The organism is Chryseobacterium ureilyticum (assembly GCF_900156735.1).
Taxonomy (GTDB): domain Bacteria; phylum Bacteroidota; class Bacteroidia; order Flavobacteriales; family Weeksellaceae; genus Chryseobacterium; species Chryseobacterium ureilyticum.
In genome coordinates this window covers 451,085-476,334 of record NZ_FTOL01000003.1, presented here as the reverse complement: position 1 = coordinate 476,334, position 25,250 = coordinate 451,085, and the positions used below count along the sequence as shown (strand labels likewise).

The window sequence follows — 25,250 nt, the reverse complement described above, 5'->3', positions numbered from 1 at the left end:
TGCCAAACGCTTCTGAAACAAAATATTAAAACAAAAATGTCGAAGATCCACGTTATTATTGTTACCTATAATGCCATGAAATGGGCAGAACGATGCTTTAACAGCCTTAGAAAATCCTCTGTTCCTATACAATGCTTCGTAGTAGACAATGGTTCCACAGACGGAACTCAAGAGTATATCAGAAATAATTTTCCTGAAGTTAACTTTACCCAATCTGAAATGAACCTTGGCTTCGGAAAGGCAAACAATATCGGTATTGAAAAGGCATATAAAGACGGAGCTGAATTTTTCTACCTAATGAACCAAGATGCATGGCTCTATGCAAACAGCATGGAAAATTTACTGGAAATCTATAATCAGTATCCCAATAAAGATGAAATAGGAATTATCAGCCCAATTCATATAGACGGTACCGAAAAATACCTTGATATTTTTGTAGATCAGTATATTGCTAAAAATTATGAAAAAACAAGAATGATCTCTGACCTGTATTTTCAGACCTTAAAACCTTACTACGAAATTCATTTTATCAATGCCGCCCACTGGCTGTTACCAAAAAAGACAATTGAAACAATCGGAGGTTTTAATCCTTACTTTTTCCATTATGGAGAAGATGACGAATATGTAAACAGAATTCATTTCCATCAAAAAAAGGTACTTCTTGTTCCCAGAAGTAAAGCAGTACATGACGGCGTACAGCTTATCCGTAAAATAGATCTAAAAAAGTATCCCGACCTACGGATTGAAACCAATATCATGAATCCAAGCATACCAAATGGATTGGAAATTGAAAAAAAACATCTCAAACAAAGTATGCTAAAAAACCTTATGATGGGTAATATCGGCAACTATAAAACCTTATCCTCTGCTTATAAAAAGATCAGTGGAGACGCTGCAAAACTTATAGATTTTAAAAATAAGGTATCTCAACCAGGCAGTACTTTTCTTAATCTGTCGTAAATTAGCATATCCAAAACTGGAAAATAAATGATGAAAAATAAAATATTATGTGCGGAATAGCAGGAATTATCAGCAATAATGCCAGAAATTATCAGGAAGAAATCCAAAAGATGACAGACTCCATGATACATCGTGGTCCGGATTCTTCACATTATGAATTTTATGAAAATGCAGCACTGGGTCATCGCAGACTGTCCATTATAGACCTCTCTGAAAACGGAAAGCAACCCATGTTCTCCAATACAAAAAACGAATGTATTGTCCTGAATGGTGAAATCTACGGGTACCAGGATATTAAAAGACAATACTCAGAATATCCCTATCATGGAGGTTCTGATACAGAAGTTATTCTTGCGATGTATCAGAGAAAACAAGAAAACCTCATCCATGATCTTCCGGGGATGTTTGCCTTCGCCATCTGGGATGAGAAAAAACAACAGTTATACTGTGCCAGAGATCGTTTTGGTGAAAAACCTTTTTACTATGCCATCGGAAAGAATAATGAATTTATCTTTGCCTCAGAGATCAAAGCTATTCTTGCATCCGGATTAATTCAGCCTAAGGTAAATCCTGAAGGCATTTCCAATTACCTGCAATATGGATATGTAAGCACATACCAGAGTATTTACAGCAATATTTTTACTCTTCCTCCAGCTCACCAGATGATATGGAAGGATGGAAAGGTTTCTGTTTCCCGCTACTACAGCCTTCCGTCAAAGGACAGAGTCATCAGTTTATCCGATGCTAAAGAAGAATTTATTTACCTTCTTAAAAATGCAGTTAAAAAACAACTTATTGCAGATGTAGAGGTGGGAAGCTTTTTAAGTGGAGGCTTAGACTCTTCTTCTGTAGTTGCACTTGTTGATGAATTTTTACCTCATCAGACCACCATCAGCTTTGGTTATGATCACAAAGACAGTGAACTGAAATATGCCAAGGAAATAGCAGATAAATATAGAACCAATCACATCGAAGTTCACGAACAGAAAAAAGATCTGTCAGAATCACTGCTGAATATTTCGCCGTTCTTTGATGAACCTTTTGCTGATATTTCCTATTTACCACATTATGAAATCTGTAAGAATGCAAGAAAAAATCTTACGGTAGCTCTTTCAGGAGATGTGGGCGATGAGCTATTCGGAGGTTATCATTTTTATACTGTAGAAAATAAACTGAAAAATCATTTCAGCTATCAGAATCTTATTGCAAAATTTGGACTGAATCTTTACCAGAAAGTAAAACCTATATCTTTCCTTACTCAACAAAATCTGAAGTACAGTTCTATTCTTGATTTCCACCTCAATTCGGTCAGAAACGACTTCAACAGAGAAGAAAGAAGAATGCTTGGTATCTCAACAGATTATAAGCAGGGATACAGCTTTACTCCCAATCCGAACTCATTGAACGATATCATGAGAGTAGACATGGAAAATTACGTTCCTGGCAATATGATGGTAAAATCCGATAGAATGGCTATGGCAAATTCCCTTGAAGTAAGAACTCCTTTCCTCGATCTGGATTTTGCAGAATTCTGTATTCAACTACCTGACCAGCTGAAACTATCCAATGAAAACGATAAAATCATCCTTCGTGAAACAATGGGATCTTATTGGACGGAAACCATCAGGAAAAGACACAAACAAGGCTTTGGGCTTAGTGTTAAAAGCTGGTTTGAAGAAGAAAACCTAATGAAGCTATCCAATGATCTCTTGAAAAATAAAGATCAAAAAATATTCAATTATATTGATTTTGGTGCAGCACAAAAGTTCCTGAACAAGGATCATAAACACTGGAATCTTCTCAATCTTGCTCTTTGGGCTCACAATAACCAAACTGTATTATAATGCTTGATATTTCTGTAATTATACCTGTATATAATGCTGCTGAATTTTTAGAAAAATCAGTTCTTTCCGCATTACCGTTTGAAGAAGTAAAAGAAGTGATTTTGGTAGAAGATAAATCTACTGACAACTCTCTGGGAATCTGTGAAAAATTAGCCGTAGAAAATCCAAAAGTAAAACTTTTCCAGCATCCTGATAAAGAAAATCATGGTGCAGCAGCTTCGCGAAATCTTGGGATTGAAAAATCCTCAGGCGCTTTCATTACTTTTCTGGATGCTGATGATTATTATCTTCCCAACAGATTCGATGCAGAAAAAATATTTAATGATCCTAAAATAGAAGGTGTTTTCAGTGCGATTGGCATTGAATATTTAACCGAAAAAGGTAAGGCAGAATTTCAATCTAAATTTGCAGACAGTTCACTTACCACTGTCAACTACGCTGCGGAAGGAAAGGAAGTATTCAGAGGTCTTCTGAGTCTTACACCGAAAACTTTCGGTACTTTTTTTCATCTGAATGCCTTAACGATAAGAAAGTCTGCTATTGACAAGTATCATTTGAGATTCAATGAAGTTCTTCGCGTACATCAGGATTCGGATTTCATCATAAAACTTGCTTATCATTGTTACCTGAAATCAGGAATTATTGATCAGGCAGTCGCGATGAGAGGAATTCATGATAACAACAGAATTACTAAAATTGTACGGTATTCTCCACAGTATAATCAAAGACAGTTTCTTTTCTGGAATTCCTTATATGAATGGTCCAAATCTTTACCATTAGATTCGGATGCAGCGCAGCATATTTTTCTTCAGAAAAAAGCATTTGAACTTACCGGAAAAAGTGGATTTTCCAAAGCAATTTGTCTCCTAAATGTCATGCTTAAAAATCCAAATATTTTAAGGACAAAATATAGATACACCTATTATCATTCATAAAAAATAATTAAATTATGTTATAAATTTTCTCCTTAAACTCCAATTTTAGGATAAAATTCGTTAAAATATTTTTCCCAGCATAGAGATTTTAATGTTTCTCATAAGACAAAAAAGAGTGTCTTAAGCGGTAAAATCACCGTTGTAACTACTCCTACGTTAGTAACTCTTTATTTTATGTAAAAAAACATTTCTTAATAGTCAAAAATGAAATTAAAATCTTAAATTTCGTACTTAAAAGGTACTAAAAATAAAAGCGCAATTAATTTTCTAATTTTTTGTAAAAAGGAGAAATAAAAATGAGGATTTCAGTAGTTATTCCCGTTTATAATGCAGAAAAATATATTCATCAGGCGGTAGAATCAGTTCTCCAGTTTGATGAGGTTCATGAAATCATATTGATTGAGGATAAATCTCCGGATAATGCATTAAGGGTATGTGAGGAACTTGCCCAAAAACATAGTAAAATAAAACTTTATCAACATCCTGATAAAGAAAATCATGGAGCCGGACCTAGTAGAAACCTGGGTATTGAAAAATCAACAGGTGACTTTGTCGCGTTTCTGGATGCAGATGACTATTTCCTACCCAATAGATTCGATGCAGAAAAGGAACTCTTCAAAAACCCGGAAGTAGAAGGAGTGTATGGTGCACTTGGTGTTCACTATTATTCAGAAAAAGCAAAAGAGCAATACTATAAGCTATTTCGGGACAGATTAACCACAGTTTATAAAAGGCACAGTCCAAAAGACGTTTTCCCCGGGCTACTTCATATGTTGGGAACCTTTGGGCTTTTCAGCATCGATACTTTAACGATACGTCGGGAATCCTTAATGAAGAAAATGAATCCTTTATTTAAAGGACATTTAAGACTTCATGAAGACACAGAATTTCTTTTCCGTCTTTCTTATTACCTAGATCTTTATCCCGGGATCTTAGATAAAGCCATAGCGGTGAGAGGAGTACACGAAAATAACAGAATTACAAAAGTAGATCTGCGTGTAATAAATCCAGCAATTTCCAGAGCTATACTTTGGCATGAAGTAGATCTTTGGTCACAAACCGAAAGCAACATTTCTGAGGATGTAAAAATCCACATTAAAAGAATGCATCGAAGTTTCGAAATTGCAAAAGCTCCAATGGTCAAACAATGGGGAATGATTATTAAGTATTTATTTACGGATTATAGAAGCATAAGATCCGGATTGTATAATATTAATTTCAGGCATTCTTTGATATCCTGAATACCTGTCAACAAAAAAAAATAAACCTGCTGAGATAAGCAGGTTTTCTTATTTTATATATCATTTTTCAATATAAAACTCACTTAAAAATAGGTCTACTTTTTTTAATGTAAAAAAATAAGATATAAGTCTTTAGAATTGATTATCTTGCATTCACTTTCCACACACATGATCTAAAAGAATTAAGTTGATAAAAGCATGAAGATTTCAGTCATTATTCCTGTATACAATGCCGAAAAATTCGTAACCCAAGCGGTAGAATCTGCCCTTCAGTTTGATGAAGTGCACGAAGTTATTTTGGTTGAGGATCAATCGCCTGACCAAGCATTACAAGTATGTGAACAGCTTACCGAGAAATATGATAGGGTAAGACTTTATCAACATCCTGATAAGGAAAACCATGGAGCTGGTCCCTCTCGAAATCTGGGAATAGAAAAATCAACAGGTGATTTTATTGCATTTTTAGATGCTGATGATTATTACCTTCCTAATAGATTTGATGCTGAAAAAGAACTATTTAAACGTCCAGAAGTAGAAGGCGTTTATGGTGCTCTTGGCGTACATTATTACACAGAAAAGGCAAAAGAACAATATTATTCATTATTCAAAGATAAACTGACTACAGTTTATAAAAGGCATGATCCAAAGGAGGTATTTCCGGGTCAGATTTATATGCTGGGAAGCTTTGGGCTATTTAGTATTGATGCACTAACGATTCGTAGGGATTCTTTGATGAAGAAAATGAATCTTTTATTTAAGTCCAGCTTGAGATTGCACCAAGATACCGAATTTTTATACCGTTTATCATATTATCTTGATCTTTATCCGGGAATTCTGGATAAAGCTGTGGCTATAAGAGGGGTTCATGAAAGTAACAGAATTACACTTATAGATTCTAAAAAAATAAATCCAGCAACCACCAGGGTTCTTTTATGGAAAGAAGTGAATGATTGGGCTGAAAATGAAAATACAATCCCTGATCATGTAAAACAGCATATCAATAGAATGTACAGAAGTTTTCAGATTGCCAATTCTCCTGCTTCTAAAAAATGGGGAATGATTTTTAAATACCTGTTTACAGATTATCAGAGCATACGATCTGGAATCTATAATATTAATTTCAGGAATAATTTATTCTAAAAACCTAATACTTTCTGCTGAAAACAATAGAATCAGCAATCTGTGCCGTCAACTTTTTACTTGATTCTTTATACATGTGATTTCCGTCTGTATAATCATATTTATTATAATCTTTTGAGAAATCAAAGAACTTGACATTTTGTTTATGGGCAACATCTTTCATTAGCCTGCTAAAATGAGGATATTTTTGATTTTCAAGACTAGTAAGACTTTGAGATGTTGGAATACGAACCAGATAAACCTTTCCTTTAGTTCGTAAATAGTTTATTATTTCATTAAATGCTTTCAATCGCTCCTGAGACAGATCTATATTTTTCGCAATGTCTTTGTAGAATATTTCTTTTTTATGAGTTCTCGCGGCTACAGAATCTTTATGCATATCAATATTTACTTCCAGCCAACCATCTTCATGTAAAAAGGTATTGGAACGTTCTACTTCTGCTCTTTCAGTATAAATTTTGAACCAGCTTCTGGTGTACCGTTTCAGAAGGTATTCATAATTAGGAGACCTGTCATAAAAATACATATCATTCAGTGGAGATTTCAATTCTGGAAAATCTTTTTCACTTTTAGCTCCATAGCTTGCGGAAAGATTCCATGGGCTTACTGTTAAGATGAAAATACCGTTTTTCGTTTCAGGATCTAACTTTCTTTTTATTGCTTTAAAATAAACCGGACCATAAGGAGATTCTACAATATTCAGAGAGAAGTTATCAAATTGTGTAGAAAGCTTTTTCTTCAAAACTCCCGGCACAACTCCCTGTGAACCTCTGGAATCACCCAGGATAATGTTTTGTGGCTTTTTAACAGCAAAGTGCATATAATTGTCATCCGTATTTCCGTCTGCAAAGGAACCCAATACAGCAAGCACAATAATGATCGCAACAAAATAAGGTATTATTTTAATTAAAAACTTCTTCATGCTAAAACTGAAAATAGATAAATTCGTTATTTCCAAAATTGGCATAACGAAGAATAATATAAATGATCGCAATATAAAAAGCACGTCTTATCCAAGGTCTGAATCTCTTTATTTCCAATCCATGGAATCTTTCCCTATTAATCCATTCTATGAGCAACATAAGACCTATTAGAGCCATTGTTTTCACAGGTAATGAATTTGGGAAGGAAAATATATCTTTGCTCAAAATTCTTGCAATATAATGATATGCCTGAGAAACAGATTCTGCCCTGAAAAAAATCCAAGCTATACACGTCACAAAAAATGTAATTATCATCTGAAGACATTCTTTAAAGGACGGTAAAATCTTCCCTTGGCCAGCTACTTCAATATTCTGTCGGTTCTTATTCATGATCAGCAATGGCATAAAATACAGTGCATTCAATCCTCCCCAGATAATAAATGTCCAGTTCGCCCCATGCCAAAAGCCCGAAACCAGGAAAATGATGAAAGTATTTCTGATCTTCATAGCAAGCCCACCTTTACTTCCTCCTAATGGAATATAAAGATAATCTCTAAACCAGGACGAAAGCGAAATATGCCATCTTCTCCAGAACTCGGCAATATCTCTCGAGAAATATGGAAATGAAAAATTCTTTAGTAATTCTATTCCAAATAATCTTGAAACTCCCAACGCAATATCGGAATACCCTGAAAAATCACCATAGATCTGAAAAGCAAATAAAACAGCACCTATTGCCAGGTTTACTGGATTTTCTGTCTGGTAATTATTAAAAATTTCATTGACCAAAGGTGCACAATTATCTGCAATTACCATTTTTTTAAAAAAGCCCCAAAGTATCTGCCGCATGCCATCTACAGCCTGTTCGTAATTGAAAATTCTTTCTTTTTGTATCTGAGGTAAAAGATGGGTGGCACGTTCTATAGGACCCGCAACTAAAAGCGGAAAATAGCTCACAAAAACAGCATAATCCGTAAAGTTTCTTTCTGCACTGATTCTTTTTTTATAGACATCAATCACATAAGATAAGCCATGAAATGTATAAAATGATATTCCTACCGGAAGAATGATATTCAAAAGCCAAACATTGGCTTTGAAACCAAAACCTCCAAGAAGCTCGGCAAAGCTTTCTACAAAGAAATTATAGTACTTGAAAAAACCTAAAAATCCAAGATTAATAACAATACTCAAGGTGAGCCAGAATTTAGCTTCTTTTTTGCTCCTACTATTCTCAATTTTAATACCTGATAAATAATCTAATCCAATCGAAAACATTAATAGAAAAAGAAATCTCCAATCCCAGCAAGCATAAAAATAAAAGCTCGCAAATAATAACAGCCTATTCTGATGTTGAAATTTTTTATTGAAAACAAACCAATACAAACAAAAAACGATTGGTAAAAAAATGAGAAACCCTATTGAATTGAATAGCATATTATAGCTTTAGAAATTATTAATACCTACGACTTCAGTCTTCAGTCTATTCTTTCAACAAAATAAATAATGAGCCTTTTTCTGTAATAATACTCTTTGCTATTATGGGAACATTTGTTATTTCGATCACTGTGGTTGCTTTTATGTTTTTACAAAAATATATTATTTCTAATAATTTTCGGTTTAAAATCAACGACTCTTTACAATTATTCTTTCATTTTTCAATGATTAAACCCAACTATCTAAAATTTTTCACCACAGATTCAGTTTTCTTAAATAATCTCTTAATGGTTTTTCAATACACTGATAAAATACAACAGAAGTAATAATGAGAACGATAGTGTAAATTCCAAATACAGTATTGATATTCAAATCATATTGGCTCCATTTTATTACTTCTCTCAAAATATATAAAACCGGAATATGAGTAATATACACAGCATAGCTTGCTTCTCCCAGATACTCCAGAGGTTTCCATGAAAACAACTTTGTAAGTGTTCCATTATTTTTCGAGATCAAAAGAATAAGCGGAATAAACAATAATGCCATCAGCCCATTGTGATAGAAAAACGAAGTAAAAATCAATGATAGTAAAATGGCACCGAAGATTAAAATTACAGGAACATCATAATTTTTCTGTCCCGAATGTTTCACAAAGTATAAGCCTGCGAGGTTTCCTACTAAAAATTCATTAATATGCATCAGCGGAAAATAATACAAAAGTTCATGGCTTTCTGTATGAGGTCCTTCATAATAAGAAGAGTCGGCATATAAACTGCAAACTACTTGTGTAGCAAGCCAGATAAGAATTGTCACTATCCATATGCTTTTGTTTCCTTTGGAATAAAAACGATTATACAGCAATGGAAAAATCAGATAAAACAAAAATTCTACAGAAATAGACCAGCCAGGAAAGTTGAGAATCATGGCTTCCCCAGGAATCCAGCTCTGTAATCCGAACAAATACAGGAATCCTTTGTAAATACTAAAATTGGAAAATCTGGTTACTAGATATAATAAAAGACCAAGAACATATAAGGGATAGATCCTCGCAAACCTATTCTTATAATAATCAAAATATTCTATCTTATCCTTTTTATGATAAGCTACAATCATAATAAAACCTGAAAGAATGAAGAAGTAGCTTACCCCGACATTAGCTTTCAGAAAAATATTTGATATATAATTAATTTTATATAAAAATAAGTCTTTATTGAAATGCGAGATGACAATTGCCATTGCCGCAAGAAACCTGGTAAAAGTAATCTGAGTAATCTTCATAAAACTACTAAACAGTAATACTAAGAGTTTTATTTACATATTTTTCACCTGGAAACCCCACTCTATACTTTACTGTAAGAGCAATGCCGTATATTATTTTCATGGAACAAAATCTTTCCGCAATTTATCAAAAAAATAGAAAAGACAGAATCCCGGAATTTCTAAAATTTATTTGATGAAAACTCCAATATATTTTCCCTCGTACTCTACTACTGTGGTCTCAATATTATTTTGCTCACAGAAATCCTGATATGCAGAATTATCACCAATATCATCGCTGATGAAAACACCACATTTTCTTAAGTGTCTGTAAAGTTCATGATAAGCCCATATTCTACCATTATAACTCTTATCTGAATCATAATGAAGTACATCAAATACTTTGTTTTCAGTGAAAATTTTAGGTAAAGATTCTTTGTCTGCGAAACGGAATAACTTCCAGTTTTCTCTAAGATTCTCCGGAACTACATATCCTACATACTGATCGCCATCCTGTGCAAGGTAGGGCATATCTGAACTATACAAAGTTCCATTTCTTTTTACCAGAGATAAAAGGGATGCTAATGAAGACCAGCCATAGGCAACTCCTGTTTCCACCACATGCTCAGCTTTCGCAAATTCACAAGCGTAATAGATTAGTTCCAAAGCTCCTGGACCACCCATTTTTACCGGACATACCCTTTCTTTTTCTGCTGCATTCGATAAAATGTCCTGATAATCTTTACGAAACCCATCTATATCAACCCCAAACAAATGTAAAACCGCTTCTTTCTGCGATACTGCTCTTTCAGCTGCCCAGGAATTTGTTTTTTCTTTTCCTTTAAAGGCATTACCTCTATTGATAGTGTTCTTTATAATTTTTCGACCTAATTCCGGATAAAGGTCTGGTCTTTTTAGATATCCGATAAATGTTTTGAGAACTCTTGCTACTTCACTCACTCTTTTGCCTTTAATAAAAACAAAAATAAATAATTTTTCTCATTTACATGAAAAACAATTACGTTTGTTCGAATTTCATGAAAAAAATTCACATCAAGAATATTTCTTTATCTAATCAGTAATTTATTATTCTTTACCGCCTAGGAGTAAAGAATATATTGGGATGATTATTTTGAAATAAGGTTGCAGTAGTTCTTAATTTTTTCATATGTACTTTACACCATAACACCCTAATATTGTTAATACTTCACTTTAATAAAAGTTACGCTTATTAAAAAATTACTATTCAAAAAGCATATTTTTTATGAAGCTTAAAAAGAATTGAGAAAAAACATTATTGTTGGAAACGTTTTTTTTCTCATTTATATAAAAACAAGCTATATTTGTGTAGCTCAAATGAAAAAAATATAGCTGGTATCCTTTATGAAACATTTCTCTTTACTACTTGAAATTTAATTATACAATGAACCGTTTCCTTCATTTTCTGAAGTATTTAAAATTAACAAATAGTATAGTCCATTACAGATTCTTTGACATTAATAATCATTGTTATCCTGTAAAAATTGGTTCTTAACTCCCTTTTAAATAATATGAAGTTTTCCGTACTTATTGCTCACTATAACAATGCAGTTTTCTTCAAAAATTGTTATGAATCATTGCTTCAGCAGACCTACACAGACTGGGAAGCTGTTATTCTCGATGACGCATCTTTTGATAACGAGAAGGAGCTGATAAAAAGCATTATTTCAGGAAACAAGAGATTTAGGTATTATGAAAATGAAAAAAATAGCGGTGTAGGAGTTACTAAAAGTAAGTTGATAGAATTAGCAAATGGTGAAATTTGCGGTTTTTTAGATCCCGATGATGCTATTCTTCCTTCAGCAATTGAATCAGCTATCCATGTTTTTGAAAAGAAAAAAAATGTAGTGCTTACCTATTCCCGGTTTATGAGCTGTAATAAAGATCTTAAATCAATAGCTCCATTCAGATCGGCAATGCAGGTAAGAAACGGAGACCCTTATTTTTTCAACTATCCTAATCAGATTAATCATTTTACAACATTCAGAAAGAGCGTTTATGAAAAAACTGAAAAAATAAACACTGAACTAAGGATTGCCGAAGATCAGGATCTTTACTTAAAAATGTATGAAAAAGGAGATGTATACTTTATTGATGACATCAACTATTTATACAGAGCACATGCAGGTGGGATTTCTCAAAATAACAACAAGGCAAAATCCTATGATTACTTTGCCCAGGTAATTTTTAACACCATGAAGAGAAGGAAGCTCACTCACATCAATGGAAAAAAAATCCCGGAAACATATACCAATCAACAAGAGATTTTTGCTCTTTTAGAATATCAAAATGGAATTTTATATAGGATAAAGAAAAAAATTATTATTACTTTACAAAAACTTTTCAAGTGATGACTGAAAATAAAAAAATAAAGGTCCTTTTCAGGCACCGTTCTATGGAAATGGGGGGTGTAGAAAAGGTGGTATTAAGTATGCTCAACAATCTTAATCCAGATAAATTTGATTTAACGATATGTCTCAACATGAATCAGGGAGAGCTTCGAAACGAAATTCCCAACCATGTAAAAAAGATATATCTTACCGAGGGCAAAGAGAGTTTTTCCCAAAATCCTATTATTAATAAGATACAGCTCGTTCGAAGAAGACTAAAACTCACAAGAATATTAAAAAATCACAAAATATCAGACCATATTCTTGGGAATCAAAAGTATGATATAGAGATTTCCCCTTCTTACGCTACTTTTTCAGCTGTCAACAACTCAAGCAATAAGGATTCAAAAAAAATAGGTTGGTTTCACTCGGAGATCAATCTTCCTGCTTTACAACCAGCAGTTCCTGAAATCATTGAGAATTTTCAGAGATTTGATCATATGATCTACTGCTCCCAAAGAATCAAAGAGATGATGCATCTTTATTATCCTGATTTAAAATATCCTTCAGAAAGTGTTGTAATTAATGCTATTCCTATTGAAGAGATAAAAAGAAAAGCTGAGGAAAAGCTAGAGAAATTTCCTCAAGGACCCGTATTCGTTTCCGTAGGAAGACTTCATCACAGAAAAGGATTCCATAAACTTATTGACGCTCACAAAAGACTTATTGATGAAGGTTTTCATCACAGCATCATTGTACTTGGAAACGGAGAGGAAATGCAAAATCTTACAGAGCAGATAAAAAATAATAATGTTCAGGATACCTTTATTTTGGGTGGTAATAAGATGAACCCGTATTCTTATATTAAAAATGCGGATTATTTCATCCTTCCTTCCGAATCAGAAGCCTGGCCACTTGTAATTGCCGAAGCATTGATTCTTCAAAAACCAATTATTGCAACTGAAACCGGTGATGTAGGAATTATGATCAAAGACCGTGAAACAGGATACCTGATCAACTACGACACCAACGAAATGTATGAAGCAATGAAAAAATTTCTTACCGATCCGGAATTGATCTCCAAAATCAGAAAGAATCTTGAAACTATTGAAGAACAATTTGATAATCAAAAAATATTCAATGCTGTAGAAGAAATTCTTGAAAATCTTTATCAGCAAAAGCAAAATGAATGATGATAGCTATCATCATTCATTTTCAAAATTCTCCGGACCAATAATATTCACAAGATCGGAAACGGTTTCCATATCTTTAAAATGGTTGACATCAAGCTGCTTATTAAAATTTTCATCCACAAAGGCAATTACCGAAAGTAAACTGATAGAATCATAGTTTTCCAGATCACTCAGTTTAGTATCCAGGCTCAACGCCTGATTTTCTTCTAATTCCTCTTGTAGTTTTTCTAAAAAAATGGAAGTTTTCATATATTCTTATTTTGTGATTGATTTGATTATTAAAATTCCACTATCGTAGCTCCCCAGGAATATCCTACTCCAAAACCGGCAAGCAATACCTTATCTCCTTTTTTCAGCATTCCTTCATTCATCATATTTTTTAATGCGATCGGAATGGTTGCAGAAACGGTATTTCCTGTTTCTTCCATGTTGATATAGAACTTTTCGGCTGGTATTTTAGTTTTCCGTCTCAGATAATTCAGCATAAAAGAATTCGCCTGATGAAAAACAAAATAATCTATATCATCCATTGTAAAGCCATTCACCTCCATAGTTTCCTTTACTAGCCCAGGAATCTTTTCTATTGTAAAATTAAAAATTTCCGGTCCGTTCATATAAAGATTCTCAGGATTGAACTCATGATTTGGATTCAGTGTAAAATCTGTTCTGAATGCTCCTTTTTTTACCATAAGGTTCTCCGCTCCACTTCCATCTGTTCCCAAACAGAATTTATAATCTCCAGCATTTTCATTTTTCTCTATAATTGCTGAAGCTGAAGCATCCCCGAATATACAACGGTTTCCTTTATCTTTTGGATTAATATGTTTGCTATAGGTCTCTGAGGTTACCAGTAAAACACTTTTGGCGACTCCTGCTACAAGTAATCCTTTAGCAATAGCCAGTCCATAAACAAACCCTGAACATCCTAAATTAAAATCCATGGCTCCAATATTTTTCCTCAGTCCAAGCTTATCCTGCAAAATGCATGCTGTAGTGGGAAGAAAATAATCAGGGCTTTGAGTACAGAAAAGAATAAAATCAATTTTATCCCTGTCATACTCTTTAAAAATCTTTTCTGATGATTGTATAGCCAGATCCAGCACTGTTTGATTTTCGGCAGAAATATGCCGTTGTGAGATCCCTACTTTTTCCTGAATTCTTTCTGAACTCCACTCAGGAAATTCCTTTTCCAAATCCATATTAGTAAGAACTAATTCAGGTAAATAATATTCTATTTTAGAAATTTTTATCATATAAATTCTTTTCTTTGTAGGAGGAAAACAAATTTAGAAGAATGATATTTATATATCGTATCATATTAAAAATACATACTACTTATCAATACCTGATCAAGAGGATCTATCTCAAAATTTGTATTGCTAAAGGATTAAAGGTAGGAAAAAATGTTCGTTTTGTGGAAGTTCCCGAATTGGGTACGGAACCTTTTTTAATTGAAATAGGTGACGAGACTACTCTTTCCAATAATGTTCGTTTCATTAATCATGATGGAGGGTATAACGCTTTACATTTTTTCGAAAAGTATAAAGATGTAAGGGCTTTCGGACGTATAAAGATTGGAAAGCAATGCTTTATTGGTGCAGATACCATTATCATGTTAGGCTCAGAGATAGGCGATAATTGTGTATTGGGAGCGGGTTCTATTTTAACTTCTTCAATGCCCAATGGAACCGTTTATGCTGGTATTCCCGCTAAATTCATCTGTACTATTGAAGAGTATGGAGACAAGGCATTAAAAAATAACGTCATGTATCCCCGAGAGCTTGAAACCGACAGACCTAAGCTTGAAGCTTATGTAAAAGAACACCTCCCTCACTCCTACAAACCTATAAAAAAATAAATGACTGAAAAAAAGAAAATCCTTATTAGAATTGGTTCCCTAAGACATGGAGGTGCAGAAAAAGTTTTGATCAATTTCCTGAAAAATCTCCCGCAAGACAAATATGAGGTTGATTTACTCATCAATCTATATACTGGAATGTATATTCAGGAAGTACCGTCATGGGTAAAGCTACATTATCTGATAAAAGGCGAGATGATCACTACCAATAAGCCTCATGAAATTCCGGTAAAAGCATTCAGAGTGCTGTATCAGAAAATGCTTCTTATGTTTCCGTCTCTTCTTTATAAATTTATTTTAAAGGATAAAAAATACGATGTAGAAATCGCAGCTATTCATGGAATGTATAGAGAACTGCTATCCAGTCCTCAGAAAGATTCAAAGAAGATTATCTGGATTCAGAATGATATTTTTAATCTGAAAGAATATACGCCGGATGTAATAAGACAGTTTTTTAAATTTGACAAAATACTGGTGATTTCCAATAAGCTGAAGGAAGAAATGCAAAAGCTTGCCGGTAGCGAAAAGGAAAAACAGGCGGTTATAAAAATATTTAATCCTATAGATAAACAGGATACTTTACAGAAAGCCAATGTGGAAATTGAGGACTATCCTTTCTCTAATGATCTTCCGACTTTTGTAACGATTGGTACTGTATATCCTCAGAAGGGCTACGACAGACTTCTAGATGTTCATAAAAAACTGATGGATGAAGGGCTGAAACACCAGATCATTATCATTGGTGATGGTTATGACTTGGAAAATATACAGGCAAAACTAAATCAATTAGGAGTTCAGGAAACGGTAAAAATGCTTGGTTTCAGAAGCAACCCTTATCCATATCTTAAAAAGTCTGATTTCTATGTGATGTCTTCACGCCATGAAGGTTTCCCTACCATTATTGCAGAAGCCCTTATCCTAAATAAACCGGTAGTTTCTACGGATGTTTCCGGAATCAAAGATCTTCTACAGAATGGAAAATTAGGACTTATCACTCCAAACTCAGAAGACGGAATCTATGAGGGAATGAAAACATTCCTTACCAATAAAGAACTTTCCGCACAATATGAGAAAGAAATAGCAAATACCGATCTTCCATTTGTTTTGGAAAAATCAGTTGCACATCTTCAGGAAATCATTGATCAAGCATAAAAAGATTTTGTAATGCCAGAATACAGCGTAATACAGAAAGATTTTTACAGGGAAAGCGGGAAATGGCTTTCCACTTTAGGAATTTGGAAAAAGTGTATCAATCCTAATCTACATTATATTTATGTTCTCAGAAAAGCTCAGAAATATAACAAGAAATCTATCCCAGGTATATTCTGGAGGTTAGCTTTAAGACATTATCAAATAAAATACGGTTTCCAGATTTACCCTGAGACTCAAATTGGAGAAGGCTTTTATCTTGGACATTGGGGAACTCTTGTAATTAACCCTAAAGCAAAAATTGGTAAAAACTGTAATATTGCACAAGGTGTTACAATAGGACAGCAAAACCGTGGCAAAAATGAAGGCTATCCGGTCATTGGAGATGAAGTCTGGATAGGTCCTAATGCCGTTATCGTGGGCAATGTAAACATTGGAAATAATGTATTGATTGCTCCCAATTCCTATGTGAATTTTGATGTCCCTGCAGATTCTATGATAATGGGAAATCCCGGAAAGATTTATCCTAAATCAAATGCGACAGAAGGTTATATTAATCATAAAGTTTAGTTCGTAGTAAATCTTCTTTTATTAATAACATACGCTACCAAAAGATTAGGAATCCAGCATAACCATGCCACCACAAGGTAGGAATTATCAGGATCGTGGGTAAGATTTCCAAGCAGAGGAAGCCAAATCCTCAATGTTACCGCAGCAAATGTACATGCATAACTATAAATCATCAATTTTTGATGCTTTTCCACACTGCCTTTTCTGATATGGACAACTGCTGATGAAGTCGTAATAAACCAAATTAATCCTAAGGAGATAAACCCAACAGATGATATAATTCCTCCGTTGGCATACATTCCTATATAAATTCCAGAAACAGAACTTATTAAAACAGCGATTACATAAACTCTCCCAATCAACCTGTGCCACTTTAGATGTTGAGTACGAAACTTAGCACCAAACTGACGCCAACCTATAAAAAGAGCTATTCCTCCAAAAATAATATGGGCATAAAAGGCAAAATTCCAGATTTGATTTCTCAGTATTTCCGAAGATTTTGAACCTAAAAAAGTATATTTATGTTCAAGAAAAATATAGATTAGAGGATACATCCCGATAAGCAATGCAAAAAAACACATGATGATAAATAAGAATTGTTTCATAATTATTGACTGAATTTTCTGCAAAAATGAACATAAAAACTACTCCAACTGTTCCAAAATGAAAGATGAAACTAACATTATATCACTTATTATCTGATACTTACTATTTCATGTCAAGATTTTGGCTTTTTAAAAACTCTCTGGGTGAACAATCCATATATTTTTTAAAGTTCCGGTTAAATGACGTCTTTGAATTGAATCCACTCTCAAAGGCTAATGACAGAATAGTGTATTTTTGATTTTCCGGAAGGACTGCTAATTTTTTAAACTCTTCAATCCGCTGCCTATTGATGTAATCATAAAAATTTTTGTTCTCCATAGAATTGATTGTCTGGGACAATATGTTCGGATGAACTTCAAGTAATTGTGCAACATGGTTCAGATTAAGCTCAGAATCTTTATATAGTTTTTCGCCTTTCATCCGCTCTACAAGCTTTTTATAAGTAGTCTGAATAACTTCATCTCCGGGAGAATTTTTCTGGTACTTTATTGATTCATTATCAGCTTCTTTTTCCACAGCTATAACCGGAAAATCCAAAATACCAACCCTACTGATTCCAAAGTAAGCTGCTACCAAAATAAACAAAACAACCATTGAAAAAATAAGAATATCATTCCTTATAATTACCGCAATCCATATGAATGCAATCCCGGAAATGAGATAATATACCCAATTCAGGTTGATTTTCTCTGTATTGGAATATTGTTCAGAAATCCTCTTCTTATATTTTCTGACTTCAAGACAGCTTAGAGTTACATAAAATACTCCAGAAAACATCATTAAAATTTTAATAATATCACTCAATAGTTCGTATCCTCTCCCATTATTGAGATACACCATTGCTCTATTCTGAGGAGATAGTGTTAGGAATTGAAACAGTAATAAGTAAACAACGAGAACAGATGACCCGCTCAAAAGCCAGATCTTTTTACTGAGCTCCCTACCTGTAACAGATATAATATACAAATACAGCATTGGACCATGCATGAAGGGCAGAAGCAGTTCTAATCCAATTAAATAAGGGTATTTTAAGAAACCGTCTGCACGAAATATGATAAAAAAAATGAGGTGAATTCCAATAATCAAAAACCAGATTGCCAAAAGGAAATCCTGTGTTCTCTTTTTCTGTTTTCCCAATATCAAAAACGAAGAAAAGAAGGCGATAAACACGCCTGCCCAATAAAATATTCCCAGATCAAAATCAACCATTGAAAATATAGAATTAAAATCAGGACGTTAATTTATCCATTTTTACACAGTAAATAACGATTTATTTTAAGCAATATGATCCACCATGATCAGAGAATTGGAATAATTTAAAAATATTTTAATCTACAATTCTCAAATTGTAATGAATACTTTGTAATTTTATCTAAGTTTTTTAAACGTTTGGATTATTAAACAGCCAATAAGTAATATAAGGCAAAGTATATCGGGATATTAGACATGATTTTAAGCATATTTTAATATTAAACTTTGTTAAAACTGATCAATTTTTCAGCAAAAAGTATATTTTTGCACAATTATTGATTTAGTCTATTGATTTTGAAAATAATTTAAACGAAATAAATAATTATAAATTTTAGAATTATGTCACAATCGTACGAAGTTATTTTCGAAAACAACAAAAAATGGGTAGAGTCAAAAGTAGCAGAAGATCCTGATTTCTTCCATAATTTAGCTAAAACTCAAACTCCTGACTATCTGTATATCGGATGTTCAGACAGTAGAGCAACAGCGGAAGAATTGATGGGTGCAAAACCCGGAGAGGTATTTGTTCATAGAAACATTGCCAATGTGGTTAATACTTTAGACATGAGTTCCACAGCAGTTATTCAATATGCGGTAGAACATCTTAAAGTAAAACACATTATTGTTTGCGGACATTACAACTGCGGCGGTGTAAAAGCAGCGATGACCCCTCAAGACTTAGGATTATTAAATCCATGGTTGAGAAATATTCGTGATGTTTACAGATTACATCAGGCTGAACTTGATTCTATCGAAGACGAAAACAAGCGTTATGACAGACTTGTAGAACTTAATGTTCAGGAGCAGTGCATCAACGTAATTAAAATGGCTTGTGTACAGGAAAGATATATCTTAGAAGAGCAACCTATTGTACACGGCTGGGTATTTGATCTTAGAACAGGTAAGATTATTGATTTGGAGATTGATTTTGAGAAAACCTTAAAAGACATCCAAAAAATCTACAACCTTACAAGTTCTGATTGGGTAATGAGCAGAAAGACGAAATAGTCTTTCTTAAAAGAATGTGAGATGAAATTCTGGAGTATTATTATATTAACGTTTTTTCTGAATTTTACAGCGCTGCCAAGCATTGCTGCGGTGGCAGGCTGGGACATTCTTAGAACGAATATAATAATAAATGAAGAAGAACCACATTCTCACCCATCTTCATTTATTGTTTATGAAAAGACACTTCCAAAAACTCTGGATGTATTTGATTATCTGAAGTTTTCTGAACCTGATTTTCAGGGAATGTCTTTTGTACTGATCGATGATTCTTTTCATCTGTCACCTTTACTTACTATATTTTCTCCGCCTCCCGAAGCTTAGTTTTTAATAGTTAGATTTTTTTGATACCTATTCATATCAGTTACTGATATTGGATACACATGTACTTTAAAAATTAAATTTTAAAAACTTTTATAACTGCCTTATTTAAAAATAAATAGGACGGTTATCTTTCACAGCTTTACATCATGAAAAAGACATCATTAATAGGAGGAATAAAGGAGAATTTCCCTTCAGGACTCGTGGTATTTTTAGTAGCACTTCCACTATGTTTAGGAATTGCATTAGCATCAGGCGCTCCGCCATTATCAGGAATTATTTCCGGAATCGTGGGAGGTCTGGTAGTAGGACTCATCAGTAATTCAAATATTTCAGTTTCAGGACCTGCAGCAGGTTTAACAGCCATTGTTTTAACTGCCATCACAGATTTAGGTGCATTTGAACTTTTCCTTTGTGCCGGAATCATTGCAGGGCTTATACAGCTGATATTAGGATTTGTAAGAGCAGGTAGTATTTCCAACTATTTCCCAAACAATGTGATTGAGGGAATGCTTGCTGCGATAGGAATTATCATTATTTTAAAGCAGATTCCACATGCTTTAGGATTTGATAAAGATTATGAAGGTCATGAATCTATTTTTGATAACGGTCTGAACTTCGGGTATTTTACAGAATTATTCGGGGCTATCCACTTGGGCGCTATCGTTGTTACTTTATTTTCTGTGGCTATCCTAATCGCATGGGATAAAGTTCACATACTGAAAAGAATGAAAATGCTTCCGGGAGCTTTAGTAGCTGTAGTGGCTGGAATCCTTTTGAATGAACTTTTTAAATTATCTGGAAGCTCATTGGCAATCGGTAAAGAACATTTGGTTTCATTACCTGTTCCACAATCTCTGGATGACTTCAAAAATCTGATTACGATGCCTGATTTTGGAGGTTTTACCAATCCAAAGGTATGGATAGTGGGAGCAACTATTGCCATTGTAGCTTCTATTGAAACTTTACTTTGTATTGAAGCATCTGACCGTCTTGATAAACAGAGAAGAATTACAGATACGAATCTTGAGCTTAAAGCTCAGGGAATCGGAAATCTAATCAGTTCTTTCATCGGGGGTCTTCCAATGACTTCGGTAGTTGTAAGAAGTTCTGCAAATGCTAATGCAGGAGCAACATCTAAAGTATCTGCGATGATTCATGGTGTATTATTATTGGTATGTGTTCTTTCCATTCCTGTAATTTTAAATCTGATCCCGCTTGCAACATTAGCTGCAGTATTGATCTTAGTAGGATACAAATTGGCAAAACCTGCTACATTCAAACATTTCTGGCATTTAGGAAAGTTCCAGTTCATTCCGTTTGTAGCAACTGTAGTAGCTGTGGTAGCAACAGATTTATTAAAAGGTGTTGGAATTGGTCTTGCAATTTCTGTTTTCTATATTCTTCAGGGAAATATGAAGAGGGCTTATTATCTAAGCAGAGAAATTCTGGATGATGCAGATGGTATAAAGATCAAGCTGGCTGAAGAAGTTTCATTTTTAAATAAAGCAGCAATCAAAAAAACACTTAAAAATATTAAGCCTAATTCTAATGTACTTATTGATGCAAGGAGTACTTCATACATTGCAACCGATGTACTGGAAATGATTCAGGACTTTGCCAATATCAGAGCAAAAGAACAGGATATCAACGTAGAACTTTTAGGCTTTAAAACTTCATACACAGATTACGAAAAAAGTGAGGATTCTCACATTTTGGTTACTCATAAGAGGGCAATGTAATCTTATTTATTATTAATTATTATTATTTTTAACTTTAAAATTCAAAAACAATTAAATTATATGAAAGCACATACATACGAAACTCAATCGACAATCACTCCTGAAAAAGCACTAGAATTCTTAAAAGAAGGAAACCAAAGGTTTGTGAATAACCTTAAAGCAAACAGAGACCTTCTTGAGCAGGTAAACGCTACTCGTGAAGGACAATGGCCTTTTGCTGTGGTATTAAGCTGTATAGACAGCCGTACTTCTGCGGAACTTATTTTTGACCAGGGATTAGGAGATGTTTTCAGTATCAGAATTGCCGGTAACTTTGTAAACCAGGATATCCTTGGATCAATGGAATTTGGTTGTAATGTTGCAGGTTCTAAACTTATTGTAGTATTAGGACATACTAAATGTGGCGCATTAAAAGGAGGTCTTGACGCAGCTCAAATTGAAGGTCTTGGAATGGACAACCTGAACCACCTTATCAACCACTTCAACCCTATTATCAATGACATCATTGAAGAGAATGAAGAACGTTCATCAAAAAACAGTTCACTTCTTGAAAGGCTTAATCAGCAAAATGTAAGAAGTGCGATTGAAGATATCCGTAAGCAAAGTTCAACACTTAAAAATCTTGAGGCTGAAGGCAAAATTAAAATCGTTGGAGCTAATTATGATGTTGAAACCGGAGCAGTAAGCTGGTTATAAAAAAGACACAATTCTCATTATAAATCATTATATATAAAGCCCTCCGAATAACTCCGAAGGGCTTTATTTTATTCTGATAATTTTATCTATTTACCGTTAAACGCAGACATTGTATTGTTCAATCCTGCAAAAACAAAAGAAAGGCTCGCTTTAGCAAAAGTTTCAATTCTTTCCGAAAGCTTTTCTGTTTCTTCTTCATTCCAAGTTCCAAGAACATAGTCTACTTGTCTACCTGCTGAAAAGTCTGCAGAGATTCCGAAACGAAGTCTGGCATACCCTTGCGTCTGTAATACTTCATTAATGTTTTTAAGTCCGTTATGTCCTGCATCTGAGCCTTTTCCTTTCATTCTTAATGTTCCAAAAGGAAGGGCGAGATCATCTGTGACAATCAAAACATTCTCCAATGGAATATTTTCTTTCTGCATCCAGTATCTCACAGCATTCCCCGAAAGATTCATGTAAGTATCCGGTTTCAGCACAAATACTTTTCTACCTTTATGTTTACCTTCAGCCATCCAGCCAAAATTAGCAGTATTGAATGATACCTCAAGGTTTTCAGCAATTTTCTCTGCTACTTTAAATCCTATATTATGGCGTGTATTTTCATATTCTGAGCCTTTATTACCAAGCCCGACAATTAAATATTTCATCAGAAATTTTTTGCAAAATTAAGGGATAAAAAATAAAAAACTCAATCTCAGAAAGATTGAGTTTTAAATATTGTAAAAAACTTTTCTATTGTGGTTTATAGATATAGTTGATACCGTATCCTTTCGTCATGTAAGTCTGAAGATCGTACACATAATTCGTACTCTTCACAACAGGAGGCGGGTAAGGCAATGCTGTAGTATTGGTGAAAGACCATCTCTTAGGGTTGTTTGGAGAAAGCATAAGGGATTCTCTTTCATTTTTATCTGTAGCTACAAGTCTTGAAACTTTATAAGCAAATGGCACCAATGTGAATGGGCTTATCTGGCTGTCATACTCATAGAACACATAATTATGTTTTAAGTTAACTGCTCCAAATACATCTCCTGGCAACATAGCACCTGAATGCTTCACAACACCAGAAACATTATCACCTACATAAGTATAACCTATTTTTGAATATTTATCAAAAGCAAATGTAGTTCCTGGAACATCTAAACCACTTTTCATCGTGATAGAATCAAGTTTTGCTGTAGCTGTACTGTATACCAACCTATACTGCTTTTTCTCTTTTTGTAATAATGTCTGCGGACCTGGCGTAGTAGCAGGCGGAACCGGTGCCGGTCTTCTGTAGATAGAACGGTTTTCAGAGATGATGGCAATCTGATTTTTATTGTTATAATTAAATTGCTGTGTATAAGAGATACTGTCTTTATCAAGCTTTCCGTTTCCATCCAAATCCAGGAAACCATTGAAAGAGATTTGACTTATTCTGTCACCGCTGTACATAATGTCTGTAATAGAAGCACTGTCTGAGATTACTCTGGTTACAAGAAGTCCGCTGTACTGATACTCTGCGATGGTATCTTTATCTGTAATTTCTCTGTACAAAGCTCTGGGACCATTTAGTCCTCCTGTATTATTAAGATCCAATAGTGGATTCCCGTCTTCATCTAATAAATCCTTGCAGGAATGTATTGAAGAAAACCCTGCAATTAGTAAGATAAAATAGAAAATTTGTTTCATTTCCTGGTAATTGATTATTTTTTTGACAAATATAATTTTTTTTGTCTAAAATTATATCCTTATTTATATACTGATTGGATTAACACTGTTATATTCCTTCTAATTTCTTATAAGTAAATGTAACCTTTTGATTTTTTTCTACCACAGGATATTTCTCATTATCATAAGAATAGCTCTGTCCTGTATTCACTGACGGAGTTGGAGCCGGCATCTCAAAATACATAGACGTAGGGTTATTAGGAGACATTCTGTAGAAAAGCGCCGGATTCACTAAACCTCGTATAAGAGAGAAGTTTTGCGGAAGCATAGAAAACGGGCTGTTATTTGAATCATAATTCTGAAAATTATAAGTAGAAGTCTTAGCTGTTGCAAAATCAGGAGCTCCTAAATTATTTAAGATCCCTTTTTTACAAATCACCTGGAAGATATTTTTCCCGGCATATACAAAAGTATATTCTATAAATTTATTATAAGCAGATATCCCTCCATCTTTTCTTTTTTCAAGAATTTTAGTAAGCTTACTGGTTATTACATCGTAGGAGAATGCGTAATCGCTTAAATAAGATAATGACGGCGTAGCTCCTGTTGCTTTACATGATGCACTAAAAATTTTACCTTTTTCCGCAGGAATGATATCAAAAGTATAATCTAAGCTACCTGTTGCTGGGCTCATAAATGTTACTTGGCTTATATCCTGAATTGTAGGATCACTACTACCGGTCTGATAAGTTACACTTCCTATATAATTAAAGGCAGGTGCATTATCATCCTTAAATGTGATCTGCTGCAAAACCCCTGCAGTAGTTGAAGTATATTCCTCCTGAGTAATATTATCCATAGCAACCCTTGCTACAAACTTTTTAGGTGATGGACCTCCTACAGGATCAGGAATAGATTCTGTTGGGTCTGATGTTGTATTACATGACGCCAGTAGCCCGAAAAGTGCAACCCCAGCAAACATTTTAAGAAAATAGTTTTTTGCCATAAACAAATTTTTTAACTCGCCCAAATATAATTCAATTTTTACTAATAGAGGGCACATTATCCAAACAAATTCACAAAGAATAGAGTTAATAAAC

At 33.9% G+C, this 25,250-nt stretch carries 25 protein-coding genes; 14 read left to right on the top strand and 11 right to left on the bottom strand.

The annotated features are described in order from the left end of the window. Positions 1 to 36: 36 nt before the first annotated feature. The 5 genes from BW983_RS11900 (at position 37) to BW983_RS11880 (ending at position 6,120) form a co-directional block, all read left to right on the top strand. Positions 37 to 960 carry a glycosyltransferase family 2 protein gene (locus tag BW983_RS11900; RefSeq protein WP_076552155.1) on the top strand — a complete coding sequence of 308 codons (924 nt, stop codon included), beginning with the start codon at positions 37 to 39 and terminating at the stop codon, positions 958 to 960. A gap of 47 nt (positions 961 to 1,007) precedes the next feature. Continuing rightward, complete coding sequence (gene asnB / locus BW983_RS11895) at positions 1,008 to 2,804, top strand: asparagine synthase (glutamine-hydrolyzing) (protein ID WP_076552154.1); 1,797 nt, start codon at positions 1,008 to 1,010, stop codon at positions 2,802 to 2,804. After that, positions 2,804 to 3,739: a glycosyltransferase family 2 protein gene (locus BW983_RS11890; protein ID WP_076552153.1), complete on the top strand. Its 936-nt coding sequence runs from the start codon at positions 2,804 to 2,806 to the stop codon at positions 3,737 to 3,739. Before asnB ends, BW983_RS11890 begins: the two co-directional genes overlap by 1 nt. A 296-nt stretch (positions 3,740 to 4,035) precedes the next feature. Next, entirely contained in the window at positions 4,036 to 4,980 is a 945-nt protein-coding gene (locus BW983_RS11885) for a glycosyltransferase family 2 protein (RefSeq protein WP_076552152.1), read from the top strand. Positions 4,981 to 5,178: 198 nt separating this feature from the next. Continuing rightward, complete coding sequence (locus BW983_RS11880; RefSeq protein WP_076552151.1) at positions 5,179 to 6,120, top strand: glycosyltransferase family 2 protein; 942 nt, start codon at positions 5,179 to 5,181, stop codon at positions 6,118 to 6,120. Positions 6,121 to 6,124: 4 nt separating this feature from the next. Here BW983_RS11880 and BW983_RS11875 read toward each other — a convergent pair whose 3' ends face one another. The 4 genes from BW983_RS11875 to BW983_RS11860 all read right to left on the bottom strand — a co-directional run bounded on the left by BW983_RS11875 (position 6,125) and on the right by BW983_RS11860 (position 10,697). Further along, positions 6,125 to 7,042 carry a hypothetical protein gene (locus BW983_RS11875; protein WP_076552284.1) on the bottom strand — a complete coding sequence of 306 codons (918 nt, stop codon included), beginning with the start codon at positions 7,040 to 7,042 and terminating at the stop codon, positions 6,125 to 6,127. 1 nt (position 7,043) lies between these two features. Then, positions 7,044 to 8,477, bottom strand: coding sequence for an MBOAT family O-acyltransferase (locus tag BW983_RS11870; protein WP_076552150.1), 1,434 nt, complete (start codon positions 8,475 to 8,477; stop codon positions 7,044 to 7,046). A 252-nt stretch (positions 8,478 to 8,729) separates the two neighbouring features. Next, the gene (locus tag BW983_RS11865) at positions 8,730 to 9,758 is read right to left on the bottom strand and encodes an acyltransferase family protein (protein ID WP_076552149.1); all 1,029 of its coding nucleotides are present in this window, start codon (positions 9,756 to 9,758) and stop codon (positions 8,730 to 8,732) included. 168 nt (positions 9,759 to 9,926) lie between these two features. Further along, a complete protein-coding gene (locus BW983_RS11860) occupies positions 9,927 to 10,697 on the bottom strand; it encodes a class I SAM-dependent methyltransferase (protein WP_076552148.1) in 771 nt (256 codons plus the stop codon). 590 nt (positions 10,698 to 11,287) lie between these two features. On the opposite strand from BW983_RS11860, the gene BW983_RS11855 reads away from it, so the two are divergent. Together BW983_RS11855 and BW983_RS11850 are read left to right on the top strand one after the other, a co-directional pair. Continuing rightward, positions 11,288 to 12,127: a glycosyltransferase family 2 protein gene (locus BW983_RS11855; protein WP_076552147.1), complete on the top strand. Its 840-nt coding sequence runs from the start codon at positions 11,288 to 11,290 to the stop codon at positions 12,125 to 12,127. Continuing rightward, complete coding sequence (locus BW983_RS11850; RefSeq protein ID WP_076552146.1) at positions 12,127 to 13,299, top strand: glycosyltransferase; 1,173 nt, start codon at positions 12,127 to 12,129, stop codon at positions 13,297 to 13,299. Before BW983_RS11855 ends, BW983_RS11850 begins: the two co-directional genes overlap by 1 nt. 12 nt (positions 13,300 to 13,311) lie before the next feature. On the opposite strand, the gene BW983_RS11845 is transcribed toward BW983_RS11850, so the two are convergent. After that, entirely contained in the window at positions 13,312 to 13,548 is a 237-nt protein-coding gene (locus tag BW983_RS11845) for a phosphopantetheine-binding protein (protein WP_076552145.1), read from the bottom strand. 29 nt (positions 13,549 to 13,577) lie between these two features. Next, positions 13,578 to 14,552, bottom strand: coding sequence for a 3-oxoacyl-ACP synthase III family protein (locus tag BW983_RS11840; protein ID WP_076552144.1), 975 nt, complete (start codon positions 14,550 to 14,552; stop codon positions 13,578 to 13,580). Positions 14,553 to 14,593: 41 nt separating this feature from the next. Here BW983_RS11840 and BW983_RS11835 point away from each other — a divergent pair, with 41 nt between their 5' ends. Genes BW983_RS11835 through BW983_RS11825 form a run of 3 tightly spaced genes read left to right on the top strand, consistent with a single transcriptional unit; the run spans position 14,594 to position 16,876 of the window. Beyond that, positions 14,594 to 15,157 carry an acyltransferase gene (locus tag BW983_RS11835; RefSeq protein ID WP_076552143.1) on the top strand — a complete coding sequence of 188 codons (564 nt, stop codon included), beginning with the start codon at positions 14,594 to 14,596 and terminating at the stop codon, positions 15,155 to 15,157. Then, the gene (locus tag BW983_RS11830) at positions 15,158 to 16,309 is read left to right on the top strand and encodes a glycosyltransferase (RefSeq protein ID WP_076552142.1); all 1,152 of its coding nucleotides are present in this window, start codon (positions 15,158 to 15,160) and stop codon (positions 16,307 to 16,309) included. A 12-nt stretch (positions 16,310 to 16,321) separates the two neighbouring features. After that, a complete protein-coding gene (locus BW983_RS11825; RefSeq protein WP_076552141.1) occupies positions 16,322 to 16,876 on the top strand; it encodes a serine O-acetyltransferase in 555 nt (184 codons plus the stop codon). On the opposite strand, the gene BW983_RS11820 is transcribed toward BW983_RS11825, so the two are convergent. After that, positions 16,873 to 17,481 (bottom strand): DUF2306 domain-containing protein, encoded by a 609-nt coding sequence (locus BW983_RS11820; protein WP_185116865.1) that lies wholly within the window; start codon positions 17,479 to 17,481, stop codon positions 16,873 to 16,875. The two genes, BW983_RS11825 and BW983_RS11820, sit on opposite strands and share 4 nt — an antisense overlap. Positions 17,482 to 17,584: 103 nt before the next feature. Beyond that, positions 17,585 to 18,691 carry a helix-turn-helix domain-containing protein gene (locus BW983_RS11815; protein ID WP_076552140.1) on the bottom strand — a complete coding sequence of 369 codons (1,107 nt, stop codon included), beginning with the start codon at positions 18,689 to 18,691 and terminating at the stop codon, positions 17,585 to 17,587. Positions 18,692 to 19,072: 381 nt separating this feature from the next. Here BW983_RS11815 and BW983_RS11810 point away from each other — a divergent pair, with 381 nt between their 5' ends. The 4 genes from BW983_RS11810 to BW983_RS11795 all read left to right on the top strand — a co-directional run bounded on the left by BW983_RS11810 (position 19,073) and on the right by BW983_RS11795 (position 22,497). Continuing rightward, positions 19,073 to 19,741, top strand: a complete 669-nt coding sequence (locus BW983_RS11810; RefSeq protein WP_076552139.1) for a carbonic anhydrase — start codon at positions 19,073 to 19,075, stop codon at positions 19,739 to 19,741. A 21-nt stretch (positions 19,742 to 19,762) separates the two neighbouring features. After that, positions 19,763 to 20,062, top strand: a complete 300-nt coding sequence (locus BW983_RS11805) for a hypothetical protein (protein ID WP_076552138.1) — start codon at positions 19,763 to 19,765, stop codon at positions 20,060 to 20,062. 146 nt (positions 20,063 to 20,208) lie between these two features. Continuing rightward, complete coding sequence (locus BW983_RS11800) at positions 20,209 to 21,801, top strand: SulP family inorganic anion transporter (RefSeq protein ID WP_076552137.1); 1,593 nt, start codon at positions 20,209 to 20,211, stop codon at positions 21,799 to 21,801. A 60-nt stretch (positions 21,802 to 21,861) separates the two neighbouring features. Next, entirely contained in the window at positions 21,862 to 22,497 is a 636-nt protein-coding gene (locus BW983_RS11795) for a carbonic anhydrase (protein ID WP_076552136.1), read from the top strand. Positions 22,498 to 22,583: 86 nt separating this feature from the next. On the opposite strand, the gene pth is transcribed toward BW983_RS11795, so the two are convergent. The 3 genes from pth to BW983_RS11780 form a co-directional block, all read right to left on the bottom strand. Continuing rightward, positions 22,584 to 23,147 (bottom strand): aminoacyl-tRNA hydrolase, encoded by a 564-nt coding sequence (gene pth, locus BW983_RS11790; RefSeq protein ID WP_076552135.1) that lies wholly within the window; start codon positions 23,145 to 23,147, stop codon positions 22,584 to 22,586. Positions 23,148 to 23,232: 85 nt separating this feature from the next. Then, a complete protein-coding gene (locus BW983_RS11785) occupies positions 23,233 to 24,171 on the bottom strand; it encodes a hypothetical protein (protein WP_076552134.1) in 939 nt (312 codons plus the stop codon). A gap of 88 nt (positions 24,172 to 24,259) precedes the next feature. Further along, entirely contained in the window at positions 24,260 to 25,156 is an 897-nt protein-coding gene (locus tag BW983_RS11780) for a hypothetical protein (protein ID WP_076552133.1), read from the bottom strand. Positions 25,157 to 25,250: the final 94 nt, after the last annotated feature.